The following is a 13984-nucleotide window of genomic DNA, read 5'->3' as shown; positions in this document are numbered from 1 at the left end:
CCACGGGAGTCAGGTTCACCCCGGCCATCCGACCTGGCCGCCCTCGACCGTCAGCACCTCCGGGACGTCGGCTTCGTGGAACCTCAAGAATCCGACCCCGACCGCACCGTCCCCCCGCCGGTGCGTCTCGTGAGCCCGCGCGGCCAGCCAGCCGAGCAGCTCGCCGACCTTCTCGAACTCGTCCGGGTGGATCTCCTGTCGGGACGTCAGCGCCCAGCCCCTCCGCGGCAGGTCCGCCCGGCTCTCCAACGCCGAACAGAGCGCGCCCCCCACCCGCGCCGCGGCCCCCCGCCCTGCCAGCAGCGGACGGGGATCCTCCTCGATCACCGGGTCCCCCTCCTCGTCCCACACCACGACCGGGAACCGGGTGACGACGGACAAGCGCTCCGGCCGCCCCCCGATCCCCAGATGCCAGCGCAGCTCGGCGAGCTCCCCCGCGGTTATCTCATCCCGCAGGTCGACGGCGACCGTCAGCTCATGGACATCACTCATCGCGCGGGCCTCCTACGGCGGGTCGACGACGGTGACCGCTGCCGTCAACAGGTACGGGTCTTCGGGGTCGTGCTGTGTCACACAGGCCACCAGCCAGCGCTCTGCGGACCGCCAGAGGTGGACGTGGTCGGTGGCGGCGCTCAGATCGGTCCATGGCTGCGGTATCTCCTCCCCCTCGAACACGCGGTCCCTCAACGTCCCCAGGCTGAAGATCTGCGGGTCTCCCCACCGGTCGGTCACGGCCTGGGTGAGCGCCCCGTACTCTGCGCTGATCTGGTCGGCGGCCTCGATGCGGCCCGAGCCGTCGTCGTCCCAGAAGGGCGGTGTCCGGGAGAGCTGCACCAGGTGGAATCCCGGACCGCTGCTGCTGTCGACGGTGCGGACCGGCTCCCGGGGGAACTCCTGCGTCAGGAGCCGGTCGATCGTGTCGAGGTGCTCTGCCGTGGTCATGCCGTCAGTATCCCGAGCGGCACTGACAACTGGCCTGGCGTCACGCGTCCCTGCGGCGCACCGCCAGCCAGCCGCCGAGCACGGCGGCACCCGCCCACAGGGCCATCACGCCGAGACCGGTCCATGGGCCGAGGTCGCCCTCCATCCGGGAGTGCACGACCAACTGCCCCGCGCGGTCCGGCAGGAACTGGGCCGCGCCCCCCGCAGCCTCGCCGACGACGAAGGACACCAGCAGGACGAAGGGTATGAGCAGGCTCAGCACGACCGTCCCGCTGCGCAGTACGGCGGTCAGCCCGGCCGCGAACAATGCCATCAGCGTGAGGTAGAGCCCGCTGCCGACAACGGCTCGGTAGGTACCCGGGTCGCCGAGCTCCAGGGCGTACTGGCCCATGAACGCCTGCCCCGCCACGAACGTGGCCAGCCCGGTGACCTGACCCGTCAGCAGGGCCAGGACGCCCACCGTCGCGATCTTCGACAGGTAGAAGCGGGTGCGGTTCGGCACGGCCGCCAGGGAGGTGCGCAGAGCGCCGTTGTGGAACTCGCTGGACACGGCGCCGGCGCCGAAGACCATGGCGGCGATCTGCCCGAAGGAGATGCCGTAGTAGGCGGCGAAGAGCGGATCGGAACCCATGCTGCCCTCCTCGGCCTGGCCGATCGCTGCGGCCGTGAGCGCCTGGATGCCCGCGGTGGCGGCGAGGACGGCTATCAGCCCTCCGAGGGTGCCGCGCAGGGACCGTATCTTGATCCATTCCGAATGCAGGGAGGGGACGGTGGGCAGAGCGGCGCGCATGGCGGTGCCTCCTGAAGGCTCGGGGAAGTCAGTGGGTTGCGGTGAACTGCGCGTGATCGGCGGTGAGATCGAGGTAGGCCTGCTCCAGTGAGGCGCGCTCGTCGGACAGTTCCAGCACGGGGATGCCCTCACGGGCTGCCAGGTTGCCGAGCTGTTCGGCCCGTATGCCCTCGACGGTCCACCGCCCGTCGTCGGCGGCGGCCAGCTCGAAACCCTCCCGGGCCAGAGCGACCCGCAGCCGGATCGGATCGGAGGTGCGCAGGCGCACCCGCCGGGTGCTGCGGGCGTCGATGAACTCCGCCATCGACGTGTCGGCCAGCAGCTTGCCCTTGCCGAGGACGACCAGGTGGTCGGCGAACGCGGAGGTCTCCGACATCAGGTGGCTGGAGACCAGCACGCTGCGCCCTTCGGCGGCGAGCCCGCGCATCAGCTCGCGTATCCAGATGATGCCCTCGGGGTCGAGTCCGTTGGTCGGCTCGTCCAGCAGGAGCACCCCGGGGTCGCCCAGCAACGCGGCGGCTATGCCGAGGCGCTGGCGCATGCCGAGTGAGAAGGACTTGATGCGCCGCCGGGCCACGGAGGCTATGCCGGTCTGCTCCAGGACCTCGTCCACCCGGCGTACCGGCATGCGGCCGGCGGCGGCCAGGAAAAGGAGGTGGTCGCGGGCGGTGCGCCCGCCGTGCGCCGACTGTGCGTCCAGGAGGGCGCCGACCCGGTGCAGCGGGTCCGGCAGGTCGAGGTAGCGCCGGCCGCCGATGGTGGCCGTGCCGGAGGTCGCCCGGTCCAGGCCGAGCAGCAGGCGCATGGTCGTGGACTTCCCGGCACCGTTGGGGCCCAGGAATCCGGTGACCCGCCCGGGCAGGACATCGAAGGTGAGGCCGTCCACCGCACGGTGGGAGCCGTATGCCTTGGTCAGTTCTCGGATCTCGATGCTGTTCATGGCTCAAGATTCGCCGCCCGCCCCACCCCCCTCCCTCCCCCGTGCGAGGGTGCCGTCTCCCCCACATGGGGGAGACGGCACCCGGCGGCCCGCTGCGACCATGGGGGCATGTACCGACTGCTGCGTGCCCCGCTCCGACCAGTGACGTATTCGCGCTGGTTGCACCTCTGCGTGCCGCTGCTGTTGCTGGCCATATGGATGTTCGTGGTTCCCGAGTGGCCGTGGGGGCCGATGCTGCTTGTCCTCCCCTTCGGGCTGGTGCCCTGGGTGCGGCTCGCGGAAGGACTCCAGGCGCAGTTCCTGCTCACCCCGTACGACCGCGGCGCGGCCGAGGGCGCCATAAGCCTCGCGCCGTCGGCTCATTGGGGCGACCGCTGGCGGACGGTGCTGTGGCTGGAGACACGGATGGTCATCGCGATCGGAGCGGTGGCAGCCACCGTGTGGATGCCGGCGATGACCGTCGAACTCATCGCGACGGCGCTCGGGCACTCCCTGGATCCCGACCCCCTTGCGCCGTTCATACCGGAGAATCGCTGGGTCGCGGCGCTGCTGGCGCCCGTGCCGCTCGTCGTCCTCATGGTCGTCGTCGTCCTGCTCGGCGAATTGATCACGGCTGCCGCCACCCGGTTGCTCAGCCCTTCGGCGGCCGAGCGGCTGAGCGCGCTGGAGGAGCGGACGGAGCAGCTGCTGGAGCGCACGCGGATCGCGCGGGAGCTGCACGATTCGATCGGGCACGCGCTGACCGTGGCCGTCGTGCAGGCGGGGGCGGCGCGCGCCGCGGGCGATGCCGCCTTCACCGACCGGGCGTTGTGCGCCATCGAGGAGACGGGCAGAGCCGCGCTGGAGGACCTGGAGCGGGTGCTCGGCGTGCTGCGGGAGTCGGGGCAGCCGCCGTCGCAGCGGCCGACGCTGGCGGAGGCCGACCGGCTGCTGGAGTCGGCCCGGGCCTCCGGCTCCGAGGTGGACGCGCAACTGACCGGGCCGCTGGAGAAGTTGCCGGGTCCGGTCACCCGGGAGGGGTACCGCATCCTGCAGGAGGCGCTCACCAACGTGCTGCGCCACTGCGGGCCCGTACCGGTCCGGGTGCGGGTGGAGATGGCCGAGGACCGGCTGGATCTGGAGGTGACGAACGCGCTGCCGGAACGGCCCGGCGTGACGCTCAGCGGCGGCAGCGGACTGCGCGGGATACGCGAACGGGCCGCGCTGCTCGGCGGGGAGGCCGACACCGGGGTGTACGAGGGTGGTTGGAGGGTGCGCGCACGGCTGCCGCTGGAGCGAATACGCTGACGGGATGCCGGTCACCGTACTGCTCGTCGACGACGAACCCCTGGTCCGCGCGGGTCTGCGCGCCGTCCTGGACGCCCAGCCCGACATCGAGGTGGTGGGCGAGGCGGCCGACGGCGCCTCCGTGATCCCGCTCGTACGGCAGCTGCGGCCGGACGTGGTGGCCATGGACGTGCGGATGCCGCTGCTCGACGGGATCGAGGCGACCCGGGCGGTGCTGCGGACGGTGGACTCCCCGCCGAAGATCCTCGTGGTGACCACCTTCGAGAACGACGAGTACGTCTACCAGGCGCTGCGGGCCGGAGCTGACGGGTTCCTCCTGAAGCGGGCCAGGCCGTCCGAGATCGTGCACGCGGTACGGCTGGTCGCCGAGGGCGAGACGCTGCTCTTCCCGGCGGCCGTACGGGCCCTGGCCGCGGAGTACGGCAACCGGCAGGCGCGGGCGGTGCTGGAGCGGGCCGCCCTGACCGAGCGGGAGGAGGCGGTCCTGCGGGCCATGGCGCGGGGGCTCACCAATGTGGAGATCGCGTCCGAGCTGATCATCGGGGCGGAGACGGTCAAGTCCCATGTCAGTGCGATCCTGGCGAAGCTGGGGGCGCGCGACCGCACCCAGGCGGTGATCACGGCGTACGAGTCGGGCTTCGTCTCACCCGCCTGAGAGGAGGGGCCTGCTCCGGCCGATGGGGGGCTGCTTCTCGCCGCCGCACCCGGCGCGCAGTACGATCCGGCTGACAAGCTCGCTAGCTGGGAGGACACACGTTGGGGCAGCTGACCGGCGGGGACCCCTCTCTGCTCCGGCGGATCAATTCCGCGGTGGTGCTGCGGGCACTGCGGACGGCCGGGTCGCCGACCCTCACCGACCTCACACGGCTGACCGGGCTCTCCCGGCCGACCGTCGAAGGTGTCGTGGAGGGACTGATCGGGACCGGGCTCGTCGTCGAGGCCGAGGCCGAGGAGGGCGCGCGGCGGCAGGGACGGCCGGCCAGACGGTTCCGGTTCCGGGCCGAGGCGGGGCACCTGCTCGGCATAGAGATCGGCTCGCACCGGATCGCGGTGCTGCTGTCCGGGCTGGACGGACGCATCATCGGCGCCGGCACCAAGGAGGTCGCCGAGACGGCCTCCGCCGACGAGCGGCTGGAGCGGGTGCGCGCGGCCGTGGCCGATCTGCTGCGCCGCGCCGGCGTGCCGCGGGACTCGCTGCGGGCGGTCGGGGTCGGCAGCCCCGGGATCGTGGAGGCGGACGGCACCGTACGCCTCGGCACCGCCCTGCCCGGCTGGACCGGGCTGCCGCTCGGGGACCGGCTTCGGCGCTCGTTCCGCTGCCCGGTGCAGGTGGAGAACGACGCCAACGCGGCGGCGGTCGCCGAGCACTGGAAGGGGGCCGCGCGGGACACCGGCGACATGGTGTTCGTGATGGCGGGGCTCAGTCCCGGCGCGGGCTCCCTCATCGGCGGCCGGCTGCACCGGGGCTTCGGCGGGGCGGCCGGGGAGATCGGCGCCCTGCACCTGCTGGGCCGCGAGGCGACGCCCGAGCGACTGCTGTCGACCACGGGCGAGCCCCTGCACCCGCTGGACGAGCCGGCCGTCGCCGAGGTCTTCGCGAAGGCCAAGCGGGGCGACGAGCGGGCGGTCGCCGCCGTCGAACGGTTCCTGCAGCGTCTGGTGCACGACGTGGCGGCGCTGGTCCTGGCGATGGATCCGGAGCTGGTGGTCGTCGGCGGCTGGGCGGCCGGCCTGGACGGGGTCCTGGAACCCCTGCGCCGGGAGCTGGAGCGCTACTGCCTGCGCCCGCCGCGGGTGGCCCTGTCGCTGCTCGGCGAGGCGGCGGTGGCGACCGGGGCCCTCCGGCTCGCGCTGGACCACGTCGAGGAAGAGCTCTTCGCGGTGGAGAAGACGGTCACGGCCCGACGCCGCTGACACCGCCGCCGACACCCCGCGCAGCCCATCCCGCCCCGACCCCGGCCCGGGTCCCGGCATCCTCCGCACGGCCCAGGGCCCAGGGCCCGGTCCGGCAGCACCACGGCCCCCGCACCCCCGGATAACCGCACCCGGAAAAGCCGGACGGCCGTGGTCCGGCCCGCAGACGCGGGGCCGGACCACGGCCGTACCGGCTCGGCCGGGGGTCAGGAGGCGACGGGCTCGTGCGTGATCTCGACGCCGCCGGAGTCACCGAAGGTGAGACGGCAGGTGTCGGCGCGGTAGGTGGCCACCGAGACCGCGGCCGTTCCCGCGGCGGTGAAGTAGCGCGTGGTGACCAGGAGCACCGGTGCGCCGGGCAGCCGGTCCAGTTCCTTGGCGTCGTCGGCTCGGGCGGAGCCCAGCTCCACCGACCGGTCCTGGCCGTCGAGGACCAGCCGCTGCAGCTCGCGCAGGACGGCACGCGCACGGGCAGGACCCGACGGGGCCTCGATGGCGGGCAGTCCGGGCACCGAGGTGACGGGCACGTACAGCAGCTCGGCGGCGACGGCCTGACCGTTCGTCATCCTGGTCCGGCGCACGGTGTGCACCGGCTGGTCGGCGGCGAACGCCCCACCGGCAGCGAGGAGCTTCACCACTGCGGCCGGCGGCAGGGACTCCGAGGCGTCCTGCGGCTCCCAGCCGTCCGTGGCCTCTCCTGGCCAGCCGTGCTGCGTGCTGCCGACGGCCACACCGACGCGCGGCGGGGCGACGGTGGTGCCGACGCCGCGGCGGCGCTGCAGCCGGCCTTCGAGCTCCAGCTGCTCCAGCGCCTGACGAAGGGTCGCACGGGCGACTCCGAAGCGGGCTGCGAGTTCACGCTCGTTGGGCAGCACCTCGCCGACGGCGAAGTCCTGGTCGAGCGCCTCGCTGAGGACGGTCTTGAGGTGCCAGTACTTCGGCTCCGGCACCGTTTCGAGCTGCGTGGTCCCCACCCTGACTCCTCCTGCCATCGCTGCACTCGCCGTGTGTTCCAGCGGCAGTTCCGCGCCTTTGTTTATTAAAGGTTCCTGCACTATCCCTGCGACGATAGGACCGTGCACCCCCTTGGTCAAGACCAATGCTCATACCTTTGCCGGGCAGATCGGGCATATGTATCAAGCCGTTCACGGGATGTTCTCGTATGCGCCGAAGGCTTGTAGTCAAGGGCTACCCGACGGTAATCATGGCGGTGGGCACTCCTGACAGCCTGTCTCGCAGCAGTCCAACCGATGAGGAGCAGCATGACCGCCACGGTCTCCTTCACGATCGATTCGCCGCTCGGCCCCCGGACCACCACCGTCGCCTACGAGCGCAAGGGCTCGGGCGAACCGCTCCTCCTGCTGCACGGCATCGGCCATCACCTCCAGGCATGGCACCCGGTGACCGACATCCTGGCCGCCGAGCACGACGTGATCGCCGTCGACCTGCCCGGCTTCGGCGCCTCGGAGCCGCTGCCCAAGGGCGTCCCGTACTCCCTGGGCACCGTGGCCCCGGCACTCGGAGCGCTCTGCACGGCCCTCGGCGTCGAGCGCCCGCACGTGGCGGGCAATTCCCTCGGCGGCCTGCTCGCCCTCGAAATGGGCCGGAGCAATCTCGTCCGCTCGATCACGGCCCTCTCCCCCGCCGGGTTCTGGACCGAAGCCGAACGCCGCTACGCCTTCGCCGCACTCCTGGCCATGCGGGCGGGCGCCAGGACGCTTCCCCTTCCCGCCGTCCACCGGCTCTCGCGCACCGCCGTCGGCCGGGCCGCGCTCACCGGCACCATCTACGCCCGCCCGGCCCGCCGTTCGCCCGAGGCCGTGGTCGCCGAGACCCTCGCCCTGCGCCATGCCACCGGATTCGAGGACACCCTCGCCGCGGGTGGTTCCGTCCGCTTCACCGACGACGTGCCGGGGCTGCCGGTCACCATCGCGTGGGGCACCCGCGACCGGCTGCTGCTGCGCCGCCAGGGCGTACGGGCCAAGCACACCCTCCCTGGGGCACGGTTGGTCCGCCTCCCGGGCTGCGGCCACGTCCCGATGAGCGACGACCCGGCCCTCGTCGCCCGGGTGGTACTGGACACGGCGCGCAGCGCCGAGCCGGCCGGGTCGCGCGAGAGCGAGTACGCGCACGAGTGAGCGAACCAGGGAGTGAGTCGGTGAGTGAGTCGGTGCGCCGGTCAGTGAGGGCGTCGGTGGGCGAGTGAGTGGGACCCGTTCGAGTCAAGGGGTCGGACGCCTGAACGGATGAGCGGCTGGCGGCTGTTCATCCGCGGTTCGCGTGGGCGACGCGGCCGGGCCGGTGCGCGACGGCACGCTGGTCCGACCCGTCCTCGCCGCCCCCCTGGAGACGCACCGATGGCATCGACCCCGCACACCCGACGGTCCCTCATCGGCGGTTCCCTCGCCCTGTCCTCCGCGTTGCTCGCCGCACCGGCGCTCGCCGCTCCCGCCTTCGCCCGCTCCGGCCGGCCGAACGCGCACTGGGGCGTCCAGTCCGGCGAGATCACCGCGCACTCGGCGACCGTGTGGACCCGCTCCGACCGCCTCGCGCGCATGTACGTCGAGACCTCTCCGAGCGAGGCATTCCGCTACGCCGTACGCCGCCACCGCGGCCCGCTCCTCGGCCCGTCGAGCGACTTCACCGGGACGACCGTCCTGCGCGACCTCCCGCCCGGGCAGCAGATCCACTACCGGGTCGTCCTGGCCGACCCCGACGACCCCCGCCGCACCGCCGAGCCGGTCCACGGCACCTTCCGCACCACCCCGGTCTCCCGCCGCCGGGACGTGCGCTTCCTGTGGTCGGGCGACCTGGCGGGCCAGGGCTGGGGCATCAACCCCGATGTCGGCGGCTACCGCGTCTTCGACGAGATGCGCCGACGCGACCCCGACTTCTTCCTCTTCAGCGGGGACACGATCTACGCCGACGGCCCGATCAAGTCCGCCGTGCCCCTGCGCGACGGCACCGTCTGGCGCAACATCACCACCGCGGAGAAGTCGAAGGTGGCCGAGACCCTCGACGAGTTCCGCGGGAACTTCCGCTACAACCTCCTCGACCGCAACCTCCTCGGCTTCAACGCCCAGGTCCCCGTCCTCGCCCAGTGGGACGACCACGAGGTGCGCAACAACTGGTACCCGGGCCAGCTGATCGACGACCCCCGCTACACCGTCAAGGAGGCCGACACCCTCGCCGCCCGGGCCCGCCGCGCCTTCGGCGAGTACTTCCCGGTCACCGACCTGCGCGGCGGCCGCGCCGAGGGCCGGATGTACCGCGTGGCACGCTACGGCCCGCTCCTCGACGTCTTCGTGCTCGACATGCGCACCTACCGCAACGCCAACTCCCCCGGCGGCCAGACCGAGGACCCCGTCGGCATCCTCGGCCCCGAGCAGCTCGCCTGGATCAAGCGCGAGCTCTCCCGCTCCCGCGCCGCCTGGAAGGTCATCGCCGCCGACATGCCGCTGGGCATCGTCGTCCCCGACGGAGCCGCGAACTTCGAGGCCGTCGCCCAGGGGGACCCGGGCGCCCCGCTGGGCCGGGAGCTGCAGATCGCCGAACTGCTGCGGTACATCAAGCACCAGCGCATCACCGGCACCCTCTGGCTCACCGCCGACGTGCACTACACCGCCGCGAACCACTACGCGCCCGAGCGGGCCGCCTTCACCGACTTCGCGCCGTTCTGGGAGTTCGTCTCCGGTCCCATCGGAGCCGGCGGCTTCCCGGCCGGACGGCTCGACGCCACCTTCGGCCCGGAGACGGCCTTCGTCCAGTCGGCGCCCTTCGCCAACATGGCGCCGTCCGAGAACCCTCCCTACTACGGGGAGGTCGACATCGACGGCGACAGCGGCGACCTCACCGTGCGGTTGCGCCGCCAGGGAGGCGGCGTACTCTTCACCAAGACCCTCCAGCCCGGGCGTGTGGGCCAGTAGGGCAGCCGCAAAAGACCCCGAAAACTGGGTGAAATCGGCCAGATGGACACTTAACCAGTCGGTCACAGTTCGTTCGTGATCACGCAACACCCTTGCGCAACAGTGGTGCGCATGACTGACCGTATCCACGCCCCCGCCCAGCGTCCCCACCGTCACCACTGGCGCCGCGACGTCGTCGAACTCGCCGCACTGTTCTGCGCCGTCGCGGTCGCCGACGCCATCGCCAATCTCGTCGTGCACGGCCCCAGGGGGCCCATCCTGCTGGTCGCCTCGGCCGTCGCGCTGCTGGTGACCGCGGCCTTCCACACCTGGTGGGCGCGGCGTCACAGCCATGCGCCGCCGCCCAGCACACCGCCGCCCGGGGATCCGGCCCCGTCTGCCGCCGCCGGCGGCGCGAGCGCCGCGGCCACCGAGGGCACGACGACCGCCACCGCGACCACCGCCCTGTGGCGGATGCGCACGACCGTACGGGACCAGCCCGGCTCCCTGGCCGTCCTCTGCACCGCCCTCGCCCGCCACGGCGTGGACATCCTCACCCTCCAGACGCACCCGCTGCCCGAGGGCGGCACCGTGGACGAGTTCCTGCTGCGCGCCCCGCAGCAGCTCCCCTCCGCCGACCTCACCCGCGCCGTCTCCCGGGCCGGCGGCCACAGCACCTGGATCGAGCGCGCCGACGCCCACGACCTCGTCGACACCCCGACGCGACTGCTGGGCCTGGCCACCCGTACCGCCCTGGACGCCGCCGAGCTCCCCCTCGCCCTGCGCCAGCTGCTCGGCCGCTGCACCATCCACTCGATCCCGGCGACCACGCTCTCCGGCCGTCCCAACTCCGGTGCGGACGCCCCGGTCGAGGGCGTGCTGGAGGCCACCGTCATGCGCCTGCGCGACCCCTCGGGCGGCGCGATCACCATCGAGCGGCCCTACCTGCCCTTCACCCCGACCGAGTTCGCCCGGGCCCGCGCCCTGGTCGAGCTCGACGCCCGGCTCGGCCCGCGCGTCCCGCGCAGCCAGGACGTACTGACCCTCCCCGAGGGCAACGAGATCACCGTGCGCCGCGCCGACGGATCCGACCTGGCCGCGGCCCGCGCGATGCACGACCGCTGCTCCGAGCGCACCCTCGCACTGCGCTACCACGGCCCCGTCGCCGACGCCGACCGCTACCTCGGCCACCTGCTCAGCCCCCGCTTCGGCCGCACCCTCGCCGCCACCACCGCGTCCGGGAAGCTCGTCGCCCTCGGCCACCTGCTGTGGGACGGCGACGAGACCGAGGTCGCCCTGCTGATCGAGGACGACTGGCAGCGCCGCGGCATCGGCACCGAGCTGCTCAGCCGGCTCGTCGCCATGGCCGTCGAGGCCGGGTGCGACAGCGTGTACGCCGTCACCCAGGCCGCCAACACCGGCATGGTCGCCGCCATGCGCGGCCTCGGCCTCCCCCTCGACTACCAGATCGAGGAGGGCACCCTGGTGATCACGGCCCGGCTGGGAGCGGCCCCCGCCGGCTCGCGGCTGCCGTACGGACTCCCCCTCGGGCTGCCGCACGAGCACCAGGCTCCGCGCCGTCCCCACTGAGCCCCGCCCGGGCCGCAGGCGGCCCGCTCCGGACGCGGGCGTCCCGTCCGGAGCGGGTCGCCTGCGTCCGGATCCGGCCAAACTCCGGGCCGCAGCTCCGCCCACCGCACCCCCGCCGGACTGTGAAGTCGCTTGTACACAGGGCCCGTTGATCACCCCGGGGTGGACCCGGCAGCCGTGCTCCGGCCCAACTCGGGAGGCTGCCGACAATCGGTGATGACGGGAGGACGCCTCACATACGAAGATGGCCGCATGTCAGAGACCCTCCACACCGGCAGCGCCCCCCGGCTGCCCCGCCAGGTGGCCGACGATTACGTCGACGGCCTCATCGCCCTCGACCCGATCACCGGTACCTACCTGGGTGTAGCCGAGAGCTCCGCCAAGCTCCCGGACTTCTCCCCGGCGGGCCGCGCCGCCGTCGCCGAACTCTCCCGTGAGACCCTCGCCCGCCTCGACGCCGCCGAGGCGCTGCCCGGCGCCGAATCCGATGCCGAGCGGCGCTGCGGCCGTCTGCTCCGCGAACGGCTCACCGCCGAGCTCGCGGTCCACGAGGCGGACGAGGACCTGCGCGCGGTCAGCAACATCCACAGCCCCGTGCACTCCGTCCGCGAGGTCTTCTCCCTGACCCCGGCCGACACCGACGAGGACTGGGCGGCGATCGCCGAGCGGCTGCGCGCCGTCCCGGCCGCCTTCGCCGGCTATCGCGAGAGCCTCCGGCTCGGCCTGGAGCGCGGCCTGCACGGCGGCCCGCGCGCCACCGGGACCATGATCGGCCAGCTGACCACCTGGGCCGGCCAGGACGGCACCGCCGCGGCCTTCTTCGAGGACTTCGCCTCGAACGGCCCGCAGTCCCTGCGCAGCGAGCTGGACGCGGCGGCCGCCGGCGCCACCGCCGCCGTCGTCGAACTGCGCGACTGGATGACCGCGGTGTACGCCCCCGCCGTCGAGGGCAGCCCGGACACGGTGGGCCGCGAGCGGTACGCCCGCTGGTCGCGGTACTTCAACGGCACCGACCTGGACCTCGACGAGGCCTACGCCTACGGCTGGTCGGAGTACCACCGGCTGCTCGCCGAGATGAAGACCGAGGCGGCCAAGATCCTCCCGGGCGCCGGCCCCTGGGAGGCCCTGAAGCACCTGGACGAGCACGGCACCCACATCGAAGGGGTGGACGAGGTCCAGGCCTGGCTCCAGGGCATCATGGACGAGGCCATCGAGAACCTCGACGGCACCCACTTCGAACTCGCCGAGCGGGTCCGCAAGGTGGAGTCCCGGATCGCCCCTCCGGGCGGCGCCGCGGCCCCGTACTACACCTCCCCCTCGGAGGACTTCTCCCGCCCCGGCCGCACCTGGCTGCCCACCATGGGCCAGACCCGCTTCCCGGTGTACGACCTGGTGTCCACCTGGTACCACGAGGGCGTTCCGGGCCACCACCTGCAGCTCGCGCAGTGGACGCACGTGGCGGACCAGCTCTCGCGCTACCAGGCCACCGTCGGCTGGGTCAGCGCCAACTGCGAGGGCTGGGCCCTGTACGCGGAGCGGCTGATGGACGAGCTGGGCTACCTCAAGGACGCCGAGCAGCGCCTGGGTTACCTGGACTGCCAGATGATGCGCGCGGCGCGGGTCATCGTCGACATCGGCATGCACCTGGGCCTGGAGATCCCGGCGGACTCGCCGTTCCACCCGGGCGAGAGGTGGACCGTGGACCTCGCGCAGGAGTTCTTCGGCCTGCACAGCGGCCGGCCCGCGGAGTTCGTGGAGAGCGAGGTGACCCGCTACCTGTCGATGCCGGGGCAGGCGATCGGCTACAAGCTGGGCGAGCGCACCTGGCTGCTGGGCCGGGACAACGCGCGCGCCGCGCACGGCGATGCCTTCGACCTGAAGGCCTGGCACATGGCGGCGCTGTCGCAGGGTTCGCTGGGGCTGGACGATCTGCTGGACGAGCTGTCGAAGCTCTGACGGCGCAGCACGGCACGGCACCTCACGGCCGCACGCCCGCCCTACGGCGGGCGACGGACGACGGACGGGCCGCTCATCTCCTCCGGGAGTGGGCGGCCCGTCCGCGTCGGGCGGACACGTCAGCAGCCGCAGTCGTCCGAGTCGGTCGGCGCGGTCAGCGGGTCGGCCTCGCCGCGCTGCTGCGTGCCCTGCCAGGTCTCGACCTCGAAGCCCTCGCGGATCCAGTACTCGATGCCGCCGAGCATCTCCTTGACCTGGAAGCCGAGTTCGGCGAGGGCGAGGGCGGACCGGGTGGCGCCGTTGCAGCCGGGGCCCCAGCAGTACGTCACCACGGGGACGTTCTTGTCCAGGAGCCGCTCGGCCTGCTCGGGGATGAGCGCGGTGGGCAGGTGGACCGCGCCGGGCACGTGCGCCTGGTCCCAGGAGGGCGTGGAGCGGGAGTCGACGAGCTGGAAACCCAGCTCGGCGCCCGACTCGCGGTGGGCCTTGAAGGCGCTCGCGACGTCCGAGACGTCGGCGTGGAAGGCCAGGCTGGCGGCGAAGTACGCGGCGGCCGCGGCCGGGGAGGCCGGGGGCACCCGGAGCACGGGGTTGGCGGTGGCGGGGACGGAGGAGGCGTTCTGCGTCGTTGTCATGACTGGAAATCTACGATCTGTTGAT

General features: G+C 72.9%; 13 protein-coding genes. 7 read left to right on the top strand and 6 right to left on the bottom strand.

Translation table 11 applies throughout. The features are described 5' to 3' along the window. Positions 1-15: 15 nt before the first annotated feature. From IG86_RS0114525 to IG86_RS0114510, 4 genes are read right to left on the bottom strand one after another with little or no spacing between them, the layout of a single operon-like run. Positions 16-492, bottom strand: coding sequence for a hypothetical protein (locus IG86_RS0114525; protein WP_030897100.1), 477 nt, complete (start codon positions 490-492; stop codon positions 16-18). A 12-nt stretch (positions 493-504) separates the two neighbouring features. After that, the gene (locus IG86_RS0114520) at positions 505-942 is read right to left on the bottom strand and encodes a hypothetical protein (RefSeq protein ID WP_030897099.1); all 438 of its coding nucleotides are present in this window, start codon (positions 940-942) and stop codon (positions 505-507) included. Between the two features lie 40 nt (positions 943-982). Then, on the bottom strand, positions 983-1732 hold the full coding sequence (locus tag IG86_RS0114515; protein ID WP_030820537.1) for an ABC transporter permease: 750 nt from the start codon (positions 1730-1732) through the stop codon (positions 983-985). A gap of 28 nt (positions 1733-1760) precedes the next feature. After that, positions 1761-2672, bottom strand: coding sequence for an ABC transporter ATP-binding protein (locus IG86_RS0114510; protein ID WP_030897098.1), 912 nt, complete (start codon positions 2670-2672; stop codon positions 1761-1763). A 108-nt stretch (positions 2673-2780) separates the two neighbouring features. On the opposite strand from IG86_RS0114510, the gene IG86_RS0114505 reads away from it, so the two are divergent. The 3 genes from IG86_RS0114505 (at position 2781) to IG86_RS0114495 (ending at position 5873) form a co-directional block, all read left to right on the top strand. Beyond that, complete coding sequence (locus tag IG86_RS0114505) at positions 2781-3959, top strand: sensor histidine kinase (protein ID WP_030820534.1); 1179 nt, start codon at positions 2781-2783, stop codon at positions 3957-3959. Between the two features lie 4 nt (positions 3960-3963). Then, entirely contained in the window at positions 3964-4614 is a 651-nt protein-coding gene (locus IG86_RS0114500) for a response regulator (RefSeq protein WP_030820532.1), read from the top strand. Positions 4615-4715: 101 nt separating this feature from the next. Further along, positions 4716-5873 (top strand): ROK family transcriptional regulator, encoded by a 1158-nt coding sequence (locus tag IG86_RS0114495; RefSeq protein ID WP_030897097.1) that lies wholly within the window; start codon positions 4716-4718, stop codon positions 5871-5873. Between the two features lie 206 nt (positions 5874-6079). Here the strand turns inward: IG86_RS0114495 and IG86_RS0114490 are convergent, their stop codons facing one another. Then, positions 6080-6847: a GntR family transcriptional regulator gene (locus IG86_RS0114490; RefSeq protein ID WP_030820531.1), complete on the bottom strand. Its 768-nt coding sequence runs from the start codon at positions 6845-6847 to the stop codon at positions 6080-6082. Between the two features lie 288 nt (positions 6848-7135). On the opposite strand from IG86_RS0114490, the gene IG86_RS0114485 reads away from it, so the two are divergent. The 4 genes from IG86_RS0114485 (at position 7136) to IG86_RS0114470 (ending at position 13324) form a co-directional block, all read left to right on the top strand. Then, on the top strand, positions 7136-8011 hold the full coding sequence (locus IG86_RS0114485; protein ID WP_030820530.1) for an alpha/beta fold hydrolase: 876 nt from the start codon (positions 7136-7138) through the stop codon (positions 8009-8011). A 219-nt stretch (positions 8012-8230) separates the two neighbouring features. Further along, entirely contained in the window at positions 8231-9799 is a 1569-nt protein-coding gene (locus IG86_RS0114480; protein WP_030897096.1) for an alkaline phosphatase D family protein, read from the top strand. Between the two features lie 111 nt (positions 9800-9910). Then, on the top strand, positions 9911-11368 hold the full coding sequence (locus tag IG86_RS0114475; protein WP_030820528.1) for a GNAT family N-acetyltransferase: 1458 nt from the start codon (positions 9911-9913) through the stop codon (positions 11366-11368). A gap of 252 nt (positions 11369-11620) precedes the next feature. Then, a complete protein-coding gene (locus IG86_RS0114470) occupies positions 11621-13324 on the top strand; it encodes a DUF885 domain-containing protein (RefSeq protein ID WP_030820523.1) in 1704 nt (567 codons plus the stop codon). Between the two features lie 119 nt (positions 13325-13443). On the opposite strand, the gene IG86_RS0114465 is transcribed toward IG86_RS0114470, so the two are convergent. Next, a complete protein-coding gene (locus IG86_RS0114465; RefSeq protein WP_030820521.1) occupies positions 13444-13959 on the bottom strand; it encodes a rhodanese-like domain-containing protein in 516 nt (171 codons plus the stop codon). Positions 13960-13984 lie beyond the last annotated feature (25 nt).

Source organism: Streptomyces virginiae, assembly GCF_000720455.1.
GTDB lineage: Bacteria > Actinomycetota > Actinomycetes > Streptomycetales > Streptomycetaceae > Streptomyces > Streptomyces virginiae.
Note: the sequence above shows the minus strand (reverse complement) of the source record. Positions and strands in the feature narration are given on the sequence as shown.

Coding starts and splice junctions, on each gene's coding strand:
- IG86_RS0114500 (WP_030820532.1), top strand. CDS start 3,964: ATGCCGGTCACCGTACTGCTCGTCGACGACGAACCCCTGGTCCGCGCG.
- IG86_RS0114510 (WP_030897098.1), bottom strand. CDS start 2,672: ATGAACAGCATCGAGATCCGAGAACTGACCAAGGCATACGGCTCCCAC.
- IG86_RS0114515 (WP_030820537.1), bottom strand. CDS start 1,732: ATGCGCGCCGCTCTGCCCACCGTCCCCTCCCTGCATTCGGAATGGATC.
- IG86_RS0114470 (WP_030820523.1), top strand. CDS start 11,621: ATGTCAGAGACCCTCCACACCGGCAGCGCCCCCCGGCTGCCCCGCCAG.
- IG86_RS0114485 (WP_030820530.1), top strand. CDS start 7,136: ATGACCGCCACGGTCTCCTTCACGATCGATTCGCCGCTCGGCCCCCGG.
- IG86_RS0114475 (WP_030820528.1), top strand. CDS start 9,911: ATGACTGACCGTATCCACGCCCCCGCCCAGCGTCCCCACCGTCACCAC.
- IG86_RS0114505 (WP_030820534.1), top strand. CDS start 2,781: ATGTACCGACTGCTGCGTGCCCCGCTCCGACCAGTGACGTATTCGCGC.
- IG86_RS0114520 (WP_030897099.1), bottom strand. CDS start 942: ATGACCACGGCAGAGCACCTCGACACGATCGACCGGCTCCTGACGCAG.
- IG86_RS0114465 (WP_030820521.1), bottom strand. CDS start 13,959: ATGACAACGACGCAGAACGCCTCCTCCGTCCCCGCCACCGCCAACCCC.
- IG86_RS0114480 (WP_030897096.1), top strand. CDS start 8,231: ATGGCATCGACCCCGCACACCCGACGGTCCCTCATCGGCGGTTCCCTC.
- IG86_RS0114525 (WP_030897100.1), bottom strand. CDS start 492: ATGAGTGATGTCCATGAGCTGACGGTCGCCGTCGACCTGCGGGATGAG.